This window comes from Streptomyces sp. NPDC002623, assembly GCF_053592635.1.
The window spans coordinates 475,390-493,669 of record NZ_JBSFWB010000003.1 but is presented as its reverse complement, the minus strand read 5'-3'; the positions used below and the strand labels follow the sequence as shown (position 1 = coordinate 493,669).

The window sequence follows — 18,280 nt, the reverse complement described above, 5'->3', positions numbered from 1 at the left end:
TCATCTGCGGCGGGGACTAGGCAGGGCAGGCGTGGGCCACTGGCCGAGTTCGTGGACGAAGTCCTTGTAGGAGCGGTTGGTACCGGTCGGGCCCGAGGCCAGTAGGCCCAGCGACCGAGCTTCCTCGGCGACCTTGGGTCCGTCGCTTTCCCGGAAGGCCGGGGAACCGAGCCTGCGCTTGAGTTCTTCCTTGGGGCTCTTGATGGTTCCGGTGTCGCGGCTTTGGAGCTGCGCGGGAACCTTCCAGTTGGGGCGGACGGCCGGGAAGGCGTCCGGGAAGAGTAAGAGCCAGGCTTCCGACTCCCAAGCGGCAAGCGCCAGCGCCGAGTTGCAGGGGCTTTCACGGGAGAGGGCTCCGGCGACGTTCGCACGGACACGGGTGTACTGGGCGTCGGTGTACCCGTCCAGGTCCTCGTGGATCACCAGGCCGACCAGCGGGCCCTTCGCCCGGAGCGCCCGGCCCTTCGCCTTGCCGATGATCGTGTTGACGCGGGCGGTGAGTTGGGGTCCTGTGGCCGTCTTGAGGCGGGTCTTGTCGCTGATCTCGACCAGGCGGGCGTTGCCCAGGTCCGGATGGTGCTGCTTGATGATCTCGGCGACGATCCGACAGTCGTTGGTGTCCTCGCCGGCCAGCACGATGACGCCACGCTCCTGCGGCCCTCTGCTCCCGGCCACTACAGCTCGTTCCCCGTCAGGTCGCCGCCGAGAACACCGGAGAACCACAGCTCGCCGAGTGGCAGGTCTCCGCTCTCCTCGACGATCGCGCGGACGTCGCCCGTGGTGATGGCGGGGATGAGTGAGGCACCGTCGTCATCACGCTCACAGATCACGATTTCCTCGGGCAGGAGGCGATCCGTGAGAGCGGGGGAGTGGGTGGCGACGATGAACTGAGTGAGCGCGCTGGCCTCCCGGAGCCGCTCCACGATCAACCGCAGCGCCTGAGGATGAAGGCCGTGATCGATCTCTTCGATGCACGTGAGGGCGGGCGGGTCGGGGTCGTAGAGCAAGGCCAGGAGACCGAGGAGGCGGACGGTTCCATAGCTGGCGTCGGCAAGGGGTGTGGGGCGGCGCAGACCGCGTTCGCGAAGGAAGACCGTGATCTGGTCGGTCCCGCCCCCGATCCTGACGAACTCAATGTCCAGCAACTGGGGAAGCACCGAACGCGCGTCTTCCACCAGCCGATTCCAGAGGTCTTCGTCATCGGTGTGGAGCAGGTACAGGAAGGCCGCCAAGTTGTCCGCGTTGGACGACAGGTCCTCGTAGTCGACCGGGGACGGCCGACGTGCCGCGTCCACACTCACATCGAACACTCGGAACGAGGAGAGTTGGTCTGCCACTCGCGCGACCTCGGTGCCGCCTTCCGTGCTGGTCAGGCGGGGAAGGGTGGAAAGACCGCTGCTGAGTCGCTGGATGCCGAACTCGCTGCTGTCCTCAAGGCCACTGCTCGGGCGGGTGTCGACCACGGTGGCACGCTCGCCCGACACGGTGATGCGGCGTCCTCGCCCCCGCGTCCGCTTGAACTGAAAGCTCTCACTGCGGGTGAGTCGGTATCGGCCGTTGTCCTTGTTGCTGGGGGCCGAGTACCGCCGGACCTTGAGGTCGTATTCGTCAGGGGCGTTGGGGCTGGAGTGGGTGGTCCAGGTCCCCTTGAGTCGAATCCGGAGGGTGGTCGGTGGCTTCGGTCCGCCCCAGAACGCGACTTCGTCGAACCCGCCCCGGGATTCGAGGGCGGGTTCGAGGTCGGTACGGATGATGTCGGCGAGCAGGTCGAAGACCTTGAGGACATTCGACTTACCGACACCGTTCGCACCGACGAGAACCGTCAGAGGACCTAACGGGATGGTGACGTCCCGCAGGCTCCGAAAGTTCTCCACGTGCAGTTCGAGCAACTGTCCTGGCATGGACGGAACCTATCGGGAGGCGTGGGGTGGCCGGGGGTACGGCGTGGCTTACGTCGGCGCGGGTCGCTGACGGTCAGCCGTCCACTCCCACCTTGTGCCGTCCGGCGGCCGGCTCGGGTGGGGTCCAACGCCCGGCGGCAATCTCGGCGTCCAGCCGGGCTTGGAAATGCGCGTGCGCCGCTCTCATCTCAGTCTCACGGTCCGCCCTGTAGAAGGGGGCCTGGTAGCCAACCGGAGGCGGGGCGTGTTCCGGGGCTTCCAGATGCGCGAGGAGATCGAGGTAGTCCTGCTTCGTCTGGCCGTGGCCGTAGGTGTTGAAGTCGGCTGCGATCTTTCGACCGTTGGCGTCGAAGTAGGTGGCTGCCTCGTAGTCGTGCAGCTGCGGGTAGCGCGAATTAAAGATGGCGACGAGCTGGTCGGCGGTGATGCCGAGCCAGACGGAGACGAGGGCGTCGAGCTCTACGAGAGCTGCGCGGCGCTCGTGCTCAGTGCGGAGCGGGGTTGCGTACTCCCAGGTGGACTTGAGGCTGGCCGCTAGGGGTTCGAGGTGGGGCCAGTTGGGGTTGGCCCAATCTTCGTAGCCTGCCCAGCGGGGGTCGAAGAGCTCAGCCCAGAGTGGGGCGTAGGGGGTGGTGAGGGCGTTTAGGCGGAGGGCACGGAGGAGTAGGGCGGGAGCTAGGGGGTGTTTCGGGTCGGGGGCGGGCATCTGCCTTGCGTTCGCCGACGTAAGATCGGCACGCCCAGTGATGCGCAATAGGTAGTCGAGTGGCAATGACGCCCAAAAGCCCGCGTTAAGGGCGGTGAGGCGGTTGTTTGCAAAGGCCATCGAGTGCACTGTGTGAACGTGGGCAGGACCGGGTGGGATGAGGGCAGCCTGTAGGCTGCGACTCGTATTAAATGGGATCATTCTCCGCCATGCCAAACGGAAGAATTCGGTGAACGGTTTTCCGAGCCAGCTGCTTTTTGCTGCCAGATATGTTGCCTCATCGCAGGCCCGGACGTAATTGGTTACGGGGACGTATGAATCGGGCAGCTCTGTCGGTGAGAGCAAGTCCCAGTCCCTGTTGCTCCGGCAGGGGATTCGAGGTTCCTTCGATAGGGGAAGTGCGGCTGCGAAGTGCGGCCCTTGGAGGATAACGTCCGTAAAATCGGAGGCTGCTTGATTTCCCCAGCGGATCAGGCCGTCCTTCTTCGCGACGCCTTCGTCAAAACCTATCGTAATCAGCGGGCCGTAATCGGCGAGGTTGCTGCGATAGGCGGCTAGGGCCTCGATCGCGCGCTGCTCGCCGGCGAGGACCGGGTATAGCAGGGGCGTCTGTGTCACGGCACCTGTTGAGCCCCTCAAGGCCTGCCAACTGGCCAGTAGCTCAGTGTTCGCGTGTACCAAGCGGTCGCGATGCGGTCGGATATCCCATGAGCCGTTGTGCTTGATTCCAGGTGTTGCGCCCCGGCCATCGTGGATCAATGAATCGGGAAGGACCTCGGCGTCGCGTAGCTCACTTAGGTGTAGGAAGTCAGGTTCTTGTGCCGTGCCGTAGATATGCACCCCAAATTCCCAACCGCGGTCGAGGTCTTCGAATGCCCAGTTCGCCGAGTTTACGAAATGTGCGTGTACCCGAAGATGTTGATATGCCGCAGCCCGGATTACACCCTCGTGTACACCGCCAAAGTGCGTGTCGGGGTGAAGCATGCCAGCACTACCGTGCCGGGCAGTATGCTGCCACACTCGGGCCATGAAGGCGCGGTATAGGTCACTCTTTGTCCCCACGAGGAGCGGATAGGTGGCGGAACTCGTCAGCGTTGCGACGACTCCTGTGTTCACTGTCAACTCGTCGAGAAAATAAATCTTGCTACCTTTTGTGGCGATCAGTAGCTCCTCGCGGCGCATGTTCCATTCCGCCGCGCTTGGCTTCTCGGTCAGCATGAACCACGGATCCTGCTCGGCGAGAACTTGATTCTCTCGCCATTGTGGCCGAACCCAAGGCGGATTCCCCACCTGCAAGTCATATCCGCCCCGCGCGAACACCTGCGCAAAGTCCAGTTCCCAATGGAAGAACCCCTGCGCCCGCGCCACATCCCCCGCCACCGAAGCCCAAGGGAACCGCAGCTCCAGCTGCTGGAAATGCTCCATGCCCATCAGGTCCGGCAGCGCATCCTCATAAGGCTCCAGCTCCGCCAACGACCCGAACTCCGCCACCAGCGAGTCCGCCGGTACATCCTCCGTGCCGATCAGTGACTCGGCGAACTCCAGCCAGTCGTCCAGCCCCGCCAGCGGAACCACCGCCCGCTTGCGCGCGCCCCCGATGGCCTCCTTGCGGCGACCTGTCCGCCGGCGCTCCACCGAGGCCGCCGTCAGCTCGCCGCCGCCCGTGACCTCGCCGAACAGATCCTCCGTCTCCCAGGACATCAGCACCCCGGACTCGTCCGCCGCCCGCAGCCCCTCAGCGACGGCACCAGACGGGAGAGCATCAGCCCCCCGCTCATACACCGCCGCCGTGCCGTCCAGCAGCCCAGCCTCCTGAACGGGCCAGAACCACAGCGCGCACCACGCGTCCATCAAGGTCTTCAAGCGCCAGTACGGGGTGTCCGGTGCCGTCAGGTCGGCGACGACTTTCTCCCGCTGCACCGCGACCTCCGGCGACCGCAGCCAGCCGTCCTCCGCGCCCCAGACGTCGATCCGCCGCGAGATGTCCCGCTCGGAGATCTCCAGGCGGCGTACGACCAAGTCCCACAGGAACTCCACCCGCCGGGCCGCCGCCTGAAGTCGTTCGGCCTGCTTGGCGGTGGGCGTCCGCGTGATCATCTTGCGCCAGTTGCCCAGCGTGCGGGCCGCCTCCGGGGCGAGGGACTTCGCCTCCTTCTCGGCCGCGACCGCGCCCCACTCCTTCGCGGGGAGCAGGAAGTGGTGGACGGCGTTCTCGGTGACGCGCTGCACCGACCCGCTCCGGGTCGTGCGCTCGGTCACCGTCGCCGGGAGGCCGTTCGCCGCCTCTGTCAGGGGGAAGCGTTCCGGGGTCGTCCCCAGCCAGGCCGCCTTCTTCAGCTTCTCCGCCGGGTAGACCTCACGCCGGCCGCCGATCAGCGAGTTGCCGCGTCGCAGGTGCAGGCCGAACCAGGGGGCCTCCATGCCGGGGTGCATGGTGTTGAGCCACAGGGACACCTCCGCCAGCTCCACGGCGGTCTCATTCAAGTCCACGCCGTAGGAGTTGTGCAGGGCGACGTACGCCTTGGCCTTCTGGAGCTCGACCGCGTACTTCTCCGTGTCGATCGGTGTGCCCAGTTCCTCCTGCCGGCGGCGCAGGTACTCCGCCGCGACCTGGTTGATGGCCTCGTTGAGGAACGCGCCCGAGCCGAGCGCCGGCTCGCAGATCTTCCAGTCGAGCAGCTCGCGTGCCTCGGTCGTCGTACCGTCCTGGTCCAGGCGGTGCTGGAGGGCCAGTTGGACCGTGACCTTGGTGAGTGACTCGGGGGTGTAGTACGAGGCCGAGGTCTGGCGGTCGCGGCCCGAGAGGCGGTAGACGAACGAGCCGGGTGTGTAGGTGACGCGGACGTCCTCTCCGGTCTCCTCGTCGCGGCGGTACACGAACACGTCGCGCGGATAGTCGTCGATCTTCGACTTCGGGATCAGCCAGGAACCGTCCTTCGGGTCGCCGCCCTTCGCGACCTCGTACAGATCCTCGTTGTCGGCCGCGATGAAACCGCTGTACGACATCAGGCCCTCGTACACGGCCCCGAGCTGGTTGATGCCGAGCTGGGCGTACGAGATGAAGCCGCCGCGCTCGCCCTTCTTGCCCCGCGTGATCATCAGCAGGCGCAGCACCTTGTAGAGGGTGGCGTTCCGCAGCCGGGTGTCCAGGAGGCGGCCCGAGCCTTCAAGGCCGGCCTCGGCGTCGTCCTCGTCGGCATCGTCATGCGGGTGCGGGATCGCGCCCAGGCCGATCAGCCGGATCGACTCCTGCTCGAACAGCTTGGAGTGCAGCGGCTCGAAACGCAGGCCCACGTCCTCGCTGGTCCTGACGGCGTCCACCTCGATGCCGTCGTCCGTCTCCACGGCCGCGGGGCCGTGCGTGCGGCGGGAACGGTAGCCCTCCTGCACCTTGCGGAAGAGCAGGTCCAGGGACTCGTACAGGTAGGTGCCCTGCCGGGACTTCTCGTCGACGAGGTCGCGTTCGGCGATCAGCTCGCCGAGGCGGCCGAGGCCGTAGCCCTGCTGGTACTCGGGATAGTCGGCGGGCAGGATGCCCAGCTCGGGGCGGGCCTCCGCGTAGAGCAGGAACAGGACGCGGTAGAGGTAGCGGAGCGACTCGCGGGTCAACTGCTTGCCGAGGTCCGACAGTTCGCCGATGTCCTCGGGGCGTACGTCCTGGTCGCGCAGTCGGGCCAGGACCTCGCCCGCGATCAGCTCGACGCTCAGGCGCAGACCGTCGCGCAGTTCGCTGGAGACGCCCACCGCGTGCTTGGTGGACTTGCCGACGAGTTCCGCGAGGGGGTTCTCGCCGCCCTCCTCCGGCGTGCGCAGCGAGTCCGCGCCGAACAGGGCGGCGATCGTGTCGAGTTCGCCGCCCGCCTTGGTGTCGTTGCGTTGCAGGGCCGCGTCGAGGGAAACCGCGAGGTAGCGGCCCTCGCCCCACACCATCCGGTCCGCGAGGACGACGACCCCGCCGACCAGCAGCAGCACGTAACGCGGCGCGTCCTCGGAGGCGAAGAGGAACGAGGCGAGCTTCGATCCTGTCGGCACGGTGTTGCGGCCGTCCAGAGGAACCGGTTCCAGGAGGCGACCGGGGCCCTCCGGGTCGAGGGCGGCGTCCGGTTCGGCGGCCCAGCCGCAGTCGACCGCGACCAGGCCCTTCTCGGCGTGCGCGACCCGTACCTCGTACGGCTGGTCGGCGCGGGTCACCGTCATCGTGCGCGGCTTGGCGTCGTAGCCGAGGGCGTGCAGGACCTCGGCGTTCAGGGCGCGTACGCGTTCGGCCCAGGCGGGGGAGTCGTACGTCGCCGAGTCGTCCTCGGTGTCCTGGGCGGCCGCTGTACCGTCCTCGTCCTCGGGGAGGGCGAAGGAGGAACGGGCCCGGAAGTAGCCGCGGCGCAGCTCCCGCAGACCGGCGCGAGGGGTGACGGGCAGGGCGTCGGCGTCAGGCTCCCCCGACGTCCCGTCGGCTCCTGCGGCCCCCGCGGCGGCCGCCCGATCGGCCTCCGCCTTCGCCTCGTCCTCGCGCTGCTTCCAGGTGGCCAGCAGGCCCGACTTGAGGTCCTTGGGCAGCACCTCGGCGAGGTAGTGCGCCGAGAAGTAGTCTCCTCGGTTGACCAGGGAGTCGTACGTCATGTCCGGTCTCTTCTCAGGGAATCTCAGGTCGGGAGGTCTGGCGAGCGTCGGCTCAGGCCGTGGACGGCGTCGGCGAGGACGACACCTGCGGGTCGGGAACCAGGACGGCGAGGACCCGCAACAGCGGGCGGCCGGTGGTCAGCAGCGAGTCCGCGAGCGAGGCGAGCGACTTCTTCGTCCGCTCCCCGGCGAGGGTGGGCTGCTCCCAGTCGCCCAGACGGGCCTTGTAGTCGTCGATCGGCTTGCGCAGCGGCTCGTCCCAGGCGTCGCGGTGCCGGTCGAGGAACCGCTCGGCGGCAGCGAGGGCGTCGGGAATGCCGGCCTCCAGCGCGGTCGCCGGTTCGCTGTGGCGCATCGGGTTGGCCATGGTCGGTCCGACCCCGGAGCGGCGCAGCAGCCCGACCATGTCGTCTTCGACCGTGCCGCCCCGCGTCACGCCCATCCACTTGACGACGGTCGGACGGCCCAACGCGTTGGAGTAGACGCCCTGGACGAGGTACGTGGGCTCGGGCACGTCGGCCGTGATGATCAGGGCCTCCTGGCGGCCCAGACGCACCAGGACCTTGTCCGTCAGCCACTCCACCACCGGATGCAGATCCGTGAGCAGCGAGATGTCCGGCCAGCTGGACGTGGACGACTCGCGGGCCCGCTTCAGGGAGTGTTCGGCGAGCCGGCGGTTGAAGGTCACCAACAGTCGCTCGCGCAGGCGTTGTTCGCGTACGTAGTCCAGCGGGAGTGCTTTGAGGCGGTGCACCAGATCGGTGGGCGGGCGGAAGGACAACAGGCCCGACTCGGTGTCCCGGTGCAGGTCCAGGCTGGTGGTCGCGTCGGGGAACACCTCGCGCAGCGCCTCGTCCAGGAATTCGGCGGTCGACGTGAACAGCCGAGGCACTGCCGCGTCGCCCGCTCCCGCGCCGCTCGGCGCCGAAACGTCGGCATTGCCTGCCTGAGCGTCCTCCGGGTCGTCGTCCTCCGCGCCCGGTTCGGCGTCACCCACCGAGCCGAAGAAGTCCGCCAGGAAGTCGTCCATGGCCGCGTCCGTCTCGGCCTCCGAGCGGTGCGCGTCCAGCGACTCGTCCACCGTACGGCCGCGCAGCAGATCCTGGATGAGGGACTTCTCCTCCGCCTCCGCGCGGTACAGGCCCGTCACCGCCTCGGCCGTGCCCAGGGCCTGATGTGCGTGGTCCTCGCGGTCCAGCAGCCGCTCGGCCACCACCGTGTCGTCCTTCGCCCCCTCCACCTCACTGGTGAGGATCAGCGCGCGAAACTGTGGCTGGTGCACCTGTCCGTATCGGTCGATACGGCCGTTGCGCTGCTCGATGCGGATCAGCGACCAGGGCACGTCGTAGTGGACGAGCTGGTGGCACTGGCGGTGCAGGTTGACGCCTTCGGACGCCACATCGCCGGTGAGCAGGATGCGTACGGGGGCGTCGGCCAGGCCGAAGTCCTCCACGCACTGCATCTGCTGCTCGTCGGACAGACCGCCGTGCATCACCCGCGTCGACTCCTCGGCCGCCCGGCCCCGGAAACCGAGCGCGGCCGGAAGGACCGTACGCAGCCACTCCAGGGTCTGCACCCGCTCGGAGAAGACCACCACCCGCGCGTCCGACTTCGGGCCGACGCCGATCGCTCTCAGCTGCTCGACCAGCGCCGCGAACTTCGCGGAGTCCGTCTCCGTCAGCGGTGCCACCAGTTCCTGGAGCGTGCGCAGCGCGGCGAGTTCGGCACGGGTCGCCGTCGGCTCGTCCTTCTTCTCCAGCGTCTTGATGCGCGCCGCCACCGTCGCCTTCAGCGCCGCGTGCGAGGACAGGAACGACTTCAGCAGCGTGTACGGGAAGAGGGGCACTCCGCTCACCGAGGTGCCGTTCTCGCCGGGCAGCCAGACCGTCGCCAGCTCCTCGAAGATCTTCTCCTCGGCAGGTGTGGCCGCACACCGCACCGACTGGGAGGGGCCGCGATCCGCCCACTGGCCCTTCATCTGCTCGCGGACCTCGGGGCTGACCTTCGTACGGCGGATGAAGAGGTGCTCGATGTCCTCCGCGCGGTAGTGCTCCGGATCGCGGATCGCCGCCGGGTCGAGGAGGCTGATCAGCTCCGCGAACGACTTGGCGTCACCATTGTGCGGGGTCGCCGAGGCCAGGATCAGGGCGTCCGTGCGCGGGGCGAGGATCTGGGCGAGCTGGTTGCGCAGGGAGCCGCGGTTGATCAGGTTGTGCGACTCGTCGATGACGACCGCGTCCCAGTTGATGCGCTCCAGGTGGTGCTTGTACTGGTCGGTGTTCTTCAGGGTGTCGATCGAGACGATGACCCGCTTGAAGTACGTGAACGGGTTCCGGCCCGCCGGGATCTCCCGCTGGATCCGCTCGATGCCGACCGAGTCCAGCCGTACGAGAGGGATCGCGAACCGGGTCCACAGCTCGTGCTGGAACTGCTCCAGGACGTGCTGTGGGGTGACCACCAGGATCCGTTCGCCACGCCCTCGCCGGATCAGCTCGGCCAGCGTCAGACCGATCTCCAGGGTCTTGCCCAGACCGACCACGTCGGCGATCAGCAGCCGTGGGCGCAGGTTGCGGCCCGACAGGGCCAGCTCGGCCGGGCGGCGCTGATAGGGGAGGGAGTCGAGAAGGAACGAGTCGGCGAGGGCCAGCCGGCGCTCGGACTGCGGCAGCGCGGTCTTGCGCAGGACCGCCTCCAGGAAGAGACGGGAGCGGCGGAAGTTCGACGACTCGTCCCGGACCAGCTTCGTACGGCGGGGGTCGATCAGCTCGATCGTGTCCAGGCCGGTGAAAAACACAGCCTCCTGGTCCCGTACGAAGTCGGACACGCCCACGACGTCGACCTTCGCGCCGTCGTGCTCGGTGCGCACGGAGTTCCGCACGAGCCACACCTCGTCGCGCACGAAGACCTGCGCGCCTGCCGGAAACTGGTCCTCCCCGGAACCCACCGGTGCGGTGCTGCTCTGCTGGGCGGTCACCCGCTGCCTCCCGTGTCCGTCGTGCTGTGCTGTTGTCGCGGTCGTCGCCCGGCGCGGGCCGACGTACCGCTCACGCTGTTGTACCGCTCCACTGTGCCGTATGGGCGGCAAAGCGCGTGAACCACCCTCACCGGGGCAGACCCGCAGGTCAAGGGCTCGCGGTGAGGAGCAGTCGCGGGTCGGGGCCTGGCGAGGTGCGCAGGGGCGCCGCGACGACGCACGTGCGTGTCGTGAGGGTCAGAAGGCGGCCCGTGCCGCGTAGGCCTCGCGCAGCTGCTGGGCTGTGCGCCTGGCCTGCGCGGAGTGACGAAGGGAGCGGACGGGAGGCCGGCCGGTGCCCCGAGCGCGTCGGGGCACGTCCTGTGGATTACTCGGGTCCTCCTTGCCTTGCTCGTCCTGTGCGCTTTGTGGTGCCTGGATTGTCTGCTCCGGTCGGGCAGGCGGCCCGGCCGGCGGTGCCTGATGAGGTGAGGTGAGGAACAGGGTGGGATCGGCTTCCGAGGAGGCCGTGTCCACGAGCATGGGCCGGGTTCCGTCACCGGGCGGCGCATCCACCAGGTCGGACGGAGCAGGAGCCGGAGGTACGACGCCCTCCGACACGTGTGCCGGAAGCAGCGTGAGGAACTCCTGAGGCGGCTCTGCGGTATAGGTCGTGAGGCGCCGGCGAGCCTGGGCGAGCTTCAGTCCCTGCGCCTCGACCAGGGCACGGCACTGTTGGACGACCTCGGTGATCGTGGGCCGAGCCTGAGCCTGGTGAGCCAGCATGGACGTCAGCAGGGGGACCAGCTCGGGAGGAGTGCCGGCCAGATCGGGTGCGGTCGCCGGATCGGTCACCATGTGGAAGAGCACATGGATGTTGTTCGCGTGGTACGGCAGATGGCCCGTCGCGGCGAACAGCAGCACTGTCCCGAGCGCGTACACGTCGACGGCGCTCGTCAGCGGCTTCTCACCGCTGGCCTGCTCAGGAGGCATGCACGAGGGGGTACCGACGACGGTGTTGGCCGCGGTGAGGGAGGCGCTCGACTCGGCGAAGACGGCCAGACCGAAATCGATGATCTTGGGGCCGTTCGGACCGAGCAAGATGTTCGCGGGTTTCAGGTCACGGTGCAGTAGTCCCTGCTTGTGCACATAACCCAAGCCCTCGGCGATGGTCGCGCCGAGCGAGAGGACGAGAAGCCCCGGCAGCGGGCCGTGCGTCATCACGTGCTTGCCGAGATCCGGTCCCTCGATGTACTCGGTCGCCAGCCACGGCTGCTCCGCGTCTGCGTCCGCGTCGAGAAGCTGCGCGATCCGTGCGCCCCAGACCGTCTTCAGGATCTCGATCTCCTGCGCGAAGCGCAGACGGGAGGTCGAGTCGACGACCGAAGGCTTGATGACCTTCACCGCGGCAGGCTCGCCCCCGGGCGATTCGCCCAGATACACCTGCCCCATCCCACCCTGACCGATCCGGCCCAACAGCTCGAAGCCACCGATCTGTGCCGGGTCTTCCGGGCTGAGCGGAGTCGTCTGCACGTCTGTCCTCGGGTCGGGTCCGTCCGGCGAAAGCCGGGGCGTCGGGGGAACAACAAGTTAGCCGATCGGACCCGCAGGCCGTCTCGTCCTCGTCGCATCTCCGGGACGGCAGCGAGCACTACATTTTGGATCTACTGCGTACGACTGTGCGCGCTAGCTGCGCATTGCCTCGGTTCGAACGTTCGTACATGCAGGTCAGTGTGTCTTCTCTGCTTCGGTGCGGCCCCGGCGTACAGCCCGACTCGTTTGTCGCTGCCTGTGGCTTTGTCGCCGAGGGGCCCGCACCAGTCGGGGCCGCCGCCCAGAACACCGGTCCCCGACGACCCGTCGGTCTGGGTGCGGGTGAGGGCCCGCCCGCTCGCCGGTCAGGCCTTGCTGGAGGCCTGGACACCCGGACACCTGGAGGCCCGGACGCCTTAGTTGTCCCGGAGGAACGTATGGGCCTGTTGGTCGCCCGGCCCCCGGCAACCCGTTCGGCAACAGCTCGACCTCGTGTGTTCAGTTACGGCCGTGACCTGATGCCCCGGCAGCAGGAAGGGTGCCTCCCACCTGCAATGATCTGGGTTGTCTAGACCAAAACCGTCGCAGAGAGAGACACCCAAAAGGTGCAGGCTACCGAATGGGATCACCGGCTTGCCGTGCGGGCCGACGGCAAGAACCTGATCGGTCATGCAGGCGTGGTGCTGCTGCGGAAGGTCGCCGATCGCGTCGGCCTGACCACCGCGCTGAGTGCGGCGTTGCCGAAGGGCGCCGGGCCGGGCCGGCGAGACCGGGGCATGGCGCTAATCCAGCTGGCCTGCGCGATCGTGCTCGGCGCGACGAACATCCTGGAAGCCGAGCAACTTCAGCACCACTGGCGGCCGGTGTTTGGCCGGCCCGTCTCGGACAGCACCCTGCGCCGCGCCCTGGCCGCGATCGACACCCCGGTCGCGGCCCGCGTCGAGCGAGCCCGCGCCGCGATACGCCGCGTGGTATGGACGCTGCTCGCTCTGAGCCCCGGCGGCTTCCCCTGGATCGAGGTGTGCGGCCGGCAGCTGACCGGCTGGTACGTTCTCGACCTCGACGCGACCATCGTCACCTGCACCAGCCGGAAACAAGGCGCGGCGGGCACCTTCAAGGGCAGCTTCGGCCACATGCCGCTGGGAGCCTGGGTGACCGGCTGGGCCGTCAGCGCCACGGACGAGCAGGCCATCGCGCTGCTGCCGGAGAACGTGTGGACGGCTACGCTGCGGCAGGACGGCCAACTCCACGAGATCAAGGGACCCGACGGCGAACGGCTCTCCTACCAGGTCGCCGAGCTGACCGGCCTGCGTGACCTGACTGGCCGGCCGAAGGGGATGCGGCTGATCGTGCGCAGGGTCAAGCCCTCGCGCCGGGATGCGAAGAAGCTGACCGCCTTCGAGAAACGCACCGGCCGGCGCTACCAGATCATTGCCACGAACATCCCAGCCCACCAGGGGCTTTCCGGGGCGCCCGGCACCGGGCAGGTGTGGTTCGTCGACGCCCTGTACCGCGATCACGCTGAGGTCGAGGACCGTGTCAAGACGATCAAGCGGATCGGTCTCGGGCTGCTGCCCTCGAAGTCCTGGCAGCTCAACGCAGCCTGGGTACTGGCCGCCACGATCGCCGCCGACCTCGACGCCTGGGTGCGGCTCCTCCTCCTGCATGACGAGCCCGACCTCGCCGCCGCCGAGCCGGACACGATCCGTACGAAGCTGTACCACCTGCCCGTCCGGCTCACCTCCCACGCCCGCCGCCGCACGCTGCACCTGGACCGCACCTGGCCCTGGGCACACGCATTCACCACCGCCTGGCAGCGGGCCACCCGGCTCCCGGCCCGCATGTGACGGCCGGCCACCGCCCCGACGACACCGAAAGGACAGGACGACCCACCCTCGGGCCCGTGGAACCCGACGCCTCCGCAGCGACACGCGACGGCCCGCCCCGACCGGCATAGGAACATTACGGGCGAACCGCCGAGCCGATCAGCGACCGATCATCGCTGACGAATCGAGGCCAGTGCCACCATCGCCCGCTGAGACGGACGGAGCTTGCACAACAACTCGGGGCCTCGCTCGTTGCGCTTCATGGACCGTCACCTGCTCGGTGGCCAACTCGAAGAAGCTCAGTGGCCCAGATTGGCCGATATTGATCCGTCTGACGGCTTATCGCCCTAGCGGTCCAAATGAAATGTTGGGCGTCTATTCCGCTTGTGCGGCATGGATGCCACTCCCGGATGATCGGTATCAATACCTTGCGATTCCAGACTGCGGACATGTCTGGATTGTGCAGTAGCGGGAATCGGTCATGGCGCATTCTCGTCGCGGTCAAACATGGAGGAACGGGGCATTGCTCGGCGCGCCCTTTGAAAGCTGTTGACTATTCCTTGTAGTCCCCAGTTAACTCAGCGCACTTGTGGGACTCCTGTGACGTTGGGGTGGGGATCGTGGCGTTGAGGTGGGGGCACAGTGCTGCCCGCGCATGGGGCCGGCAACTGCGCAGAAACGTCTGCGCAGTCACGGCGGTCGGTTTGCTGGCCATGTCGCCGGCGATCATAACCACCGCACCCGCGAGCGCCGCGGAGGACTCCACGCTGGACGAAGCTCATCAGGCCCTGGCGCAGGCGCAGGAGTCGGGGCAGCGGGTCGAAGTGATTGGCGAGCGAGGGGAGTACACCACCACGTTCGCCAATCCGGATGGCGTGACGATGACGATGGAGCAGTCCGTCGCCCCGGTGCGGGTCGCCAAGTCCGGTGGGGATTGGGCTGAGCCGGATGCCACGCTGGCAAAGGGGGCTGACGGTGCGATCCGACCGAAGGCCGCGACGGCGGACATGGTTTTCTCCGGAGGGGGCGACGGATCTCACCTGGTGAAGATTTCCGAAGCCGGACGCGCGGTGGAACTCGGCTGGCCGGGCGAGCTGCCGACACCGCGGCTGGACGGCGCACGCGTGATCTACGACGATGTGCTGCCCGACGCCAACTTGATCGTGACAGCCACGCTGGAGGGCTTCCAGCAGGTGCTGGAGGTGGAGACCCCCGAGGCGGCCCGTAATCCGGCACTGGCGGAGATCAATTTCTCACTCAGGACGACTGGGCTGAAGATGCAGAATCGCCCTGGTGGCGGCCTGATCGCCGTGGGTACCAATGGCCAGAAGGTCTTCCAGTCGCCCGCAGCGCGGATGTGGGACTCCTCCGGCGACACGCAGGTGAACCCGAGTCGTGCACTGGCCTCGATCCAGACCGCCGACGAGATTCCGCTGGATGCCAGCGGGGCCACCGAGGACCCGGTTGCTGGACCCGGCGTGGGCGACGAGGCGGCCGTGCTCGAACTCAACCTGAAGCCGGACTCCATCGCGGTCACCCCTGATCCGGGAATGCTCACCGACACCCCCGCGGCTTCCTTCCCGCTGTATATCGACCCCTCGGTAGAGATCAACGAATCCGAACGCACTCTGTTGTCCTCGGCCAACGGAACCCAGTACAACTTCTCGACCGGTACTGACGGGCTGGGTGTCGGACGCTGTTCCCAGAAGGTGATTGGCGACTACCTGTACTACTGCACGAAGGGTGCCGCTTACACGAACCGGATGTACTTCGAGTTCAAGCCGACCTCGTTGGCCGGTAAGCGGGTCCTGGGAGCCGAGTTCTGGATCACGGAACGCCACTCCTTCTCCTGCACGCCGTCATGGGTCGACCTGGAACGCACGAATCCGATCTCGGCGTCCACGAACTGGCCGGGCCCCACCAAGCTGGATCAGATGGGTGACCGAAGTGTCGCTGCCGGCAATGCGGCCTACTGCCCGTCACAGCCGGATGCTCCCATCAAGTTCGTCGACAACCTGCCTGACGAGCCGGACGAGAATCTCACCGCGACGGTGAAGTCTTTCGCTGAGGGCAAGCTGTCCTTGCTCACACTGATGCTGATGGCGAAGGACGAGTCGGACCCGAACGGCTGGAAGCGCTTCGACGACGACGCCGTGCTCAAGGTCACCTACGTCGGCATCCCGGCACTACCTCGCAGTGTGGGCTTCCCGTCCGGGAGCGGTTACATCTGCTCCACCGACCAGGCCAATCCGACGATCGTTGCTGCCCCCAAGCCGCAGGTGACAGGCATTCCACTGACTGCCGTGGGCGGCTCGGTGGGGGCACATCTGAGGATCAGGTTCCGCTTCGACAAGCTAGAAGGCGGCAGCTGGAAATCTGGCCCCCTTGTGGGAATCCCCGATCTGACCAGCCCATCCACAGGGTTCGTGGCCAACTTGACCAAACAGTCCCCCACCTTGGCCACTGCCCTGAGCGAGGGGGTGGTGTATCGCATGAAGGCTCTGACGATGTCGTACTACGACAACCAGACGTCGTTCCTGAACACCGGTTACACCGCAGCCTGTTACTTCAAAGTGGACACGTCGGCACCGAAGCCCCCGAATATCGCGGTCGGGTCGCCATACACAAATTGCGCGGTGACCTGCACGCCGGCCGGCGGTCCCAACCAGGGCGCGCAGTTCACCTTCACCCCGGCCGTCGGCGACACCAACACGCACTACCAGTACAAGTTGTCGACCGACACCACATGGTCGACCTGGCTTCCGGGTGCAACTGTCAACCAGACCATCACGCCCACCAGACCCGGCACCGCCACGCTGCAAGTGGTGGCAAAGGACTCCCTTGGCCGCCGCGGAGGTACCGCGCAAGTGGAGTTCCTCGTCAAGGAGGGGGAAAAACCGGTCGGGCAGTGGCACTTCGATGAGGCCACCGGTGCCGCGGTGGATACCTCCACTACTGATCCTGCGTTCCAGGACCCCATAACGCTGTCCGGTGCGAGCCGCTATGCCGGCGGTCGCCGAGGAGAACTACTCGACAGCAGCGGCACATACATCGGCGATGACAAGGCGATCCGGTTGACTGGGTCGGCACAGTACGGGGCCACCTCCGGTCCAGTGATCGACCCACGGGCGAGCTACACCATTTCTGCCTGGGCGCGTGTGGACGCGTGCGACAAGAGCTTTGCAGCAGTCAGCCAGGATGCCACCTATAAGAGCCCGTTCTGGTTGGGGTGCAGCCAGGGCAAGTGGAGGTTCAACGCTGCCGACGGTGACAAGCCGGATGGCGGTTGGACGGCGTCCGTGCTGTCCCAGGACGACGCGGCGCTCAAGGCGTGGGTGCATGTGGCCGGCGTCTACGACATGCCGAACAAGCAGATTCGGCTGTATGTCAACGGCAAGTTGCAGGGCAGTTCCTCCTACACCAGTGCCTGGACCGACCAGGGCGGGTTGCAGATCGGCCGCACAAAGTTGGCCGGGTCCTGGGCGGACTACTGGCCGGGCAGCATCGACGAGGTCACTGTGTGGCAGCGCTTGACCTCTGACTACGAGATGGGGCTGGCAGCCTCGATGCGGGATGACGGTAGCAAGCCCGGCCTGGCCAAGGTCGCCGACTGGCATCCCACCGAACCTGGGACCAATACCGTCACCGATGCGACCGGAAATCACCCGCTCAGCCTCCTTGGCGGTGCCGCCACTACGGCGGACGGCATGGTGTTCGACGGCATCGACGACGGCGCATCCACCGAGTCCCCGGTCATCGACGACACCGGTTCGTTCACCGTAACCACGCACGTGGAACTGGACGTGAACGCGATGGAGTCCAAACCGGACGGCTACCTGGCACAGGTGGTCGGCCACACCGCTACCAGTGGCGACTCGGCATGGGGGATCTGGTTCAAACGCACAGGCTTCCGCGTCGAAATAGAGGACAACGAACTGGGTGAGCCCGAAGAGGTAAAGATCCTTTCCGGACGGTGGTATTTCGGTCGGCTGAACGCCGACGGCACCATCACAGGCGTGGAGACCACGGCGGAAGAACTGTCTGCCTCCCAGGTTCATCTGACCGGTGTCCATGATGCCCAGGACGGCACCGTGGCCCTGTATATGAGCAACACCCCGCAGGAAGCCGGAGCAGAGCCCTTCACCGCCAAGATCGGCGGCGAGGGCATCAAGGTCGGCAAGAGCGCCATCGCAGGGGCCTCCCAGAACTTCCTGCCCGGGACGATCGAGGAGGTCCGCCTCTTCGCCGGTGCCCTGGAGGACGCAGAACACCTCACACAGGTTATCGGGATCACTACTTAGCCAGGCCTGCGTAGTGGCCCAGGGACGCACGCCTTGCCCTGGGCCACAACGAACGTGTCGAGGCACATCACCGTCGCATTGGACGTCGTCGCCGTATCAGCCCGTGATGCCAGCTGTCCCGGCACTGGACACAGGGCCCTTCGTTGGGGGTTGACAGGTTAATGAGCACATCGCGGAAAACCGATCGCCGCCTGGCCACAGGCCGACTCGCGACAGGGCGGGCACGCGTGGGCTGGCGGGGTGCCGTGGTGGGGGTCCTGACTCTGGCGTTGTTGGTACCGCTAAGTGGCAGTCCGTTGGCTCAAGCCGCGTCTCGGCCGGGAGTACCAGATGTCTCCGGTCAACGTGTCAGCAAGGTCCAGGCCGTCTCGCCGGGAGCTGAGAGGGCTCGGGAGCGGGCTGCGAAGTCGAAGGCAGCGGGTGACACCCGGGCAAAGAGCGCA

The 18,280-nt window shown here is 67.0% G+C and carries 7 protein-coding genes; 2 read left to right on the top strand and 5 right to left on the bottom strand.

The genetic code is table 11. From position 1 onward, the window contains the following. The 5 genes from ACWD4O_RS07815 to ACWD4O_RS07795 form a co-directional block, all read right to left on the bottom strand. Positions 1–675, bottom strand: coding sequence for a hypothetical protein (locus ACWD4O_RS07815; protein WP_451278434.1), 675 nt, complete (start codon positions 673–675; stop codon positions 1–3). Further along, entirely contained in the window at positions 675–1,901 is a 1,227-nt protein-coding gene (locus ACWD4O_RS07810; protein WP_451278432.1) for an AAA family ATPase, read from the bottom strand. The genes ACWD4O_RS07815 and ACWD4O_RS07810 overlap by 1 nt, the downstream gene beginning before the upstream one ends. Before the next feature lie 73 nt (positions 1,902–1,974). Beyond that, positions 1,975–7,224: a class I SAM-dependent DNA methyltransferase gene (locus tag ACWD4O_RS07805; RefSeq protein ID WP_451278430.1), complete on the bottom strand. Its 5,250-nt coding sequence runs from the start codon at positions 7,222–7,224 to the stop codon at positions 1,975–1,977. A 52-nt stretch (positions 7,225–7,276) separates the two neighbouring features. After that, positions 7,277–10,198 (bottom strand): SNF2-related protein, encoded by a 2,922-nt coding sequence (locus tag ACWD4O_RS07800; RefSeq protein ID WP_451278428.1) that lies wholly within the window; start codon positions 10,196–10,198, stop codon positions 7,277–7,279. Positions 10,199–10,435: 237 nt separating this feature from the next. Continuing rightward, the gene (locus tag ACWD4O_RS07795; RefSeq protein ID WP_451278426.1) at positions 10,436–11,710 is read right to left on the bottom strand and encodes a serine/threonine-protein kinase; all 1,275 of its coding nucleotides are present in this window, start codon (positions 11,708–11,710) and stop codon (positions 10,436–10,438) included. Positions 11,711–12,315: 605 nt separating this feature from the next. Between ACWD4O_RS07795 and ACWD4O_RS07790 the strand changes: the two genes are divergently transcribed. Together ACWD4O_RS07790 and ACWD4O_RS07785 are read left to right on the top strand one after the other, a co-directional pair. Then, positions 12,316–13,557 carry a transposase gene (locus ACWD4O_RS07790; protein ID WP_451278424.1) on the top strand — a complete coding sequence of 414 codons (1,242 nt, stop codon included), beginning with the start codon at positions 12,316–12,318 and terminating at the stop codon, positions 13,555–13,557. A 599-nt stretch (positions 13,558–14,156) separates the two neighbouring features. Further along, on the top strand, positions 14,157–17,837 hold the full coding sequence (locus tag ACWD4O_RS07785) for a LamG domain-containing protein (protein WP_451278422.1): 3,681 nt from the start codon (positions 14,157–14,159) through the stop codon (positions 17,835–17,837). Positions 17,838–18,280: the final 443 nt, after the last annotated feature.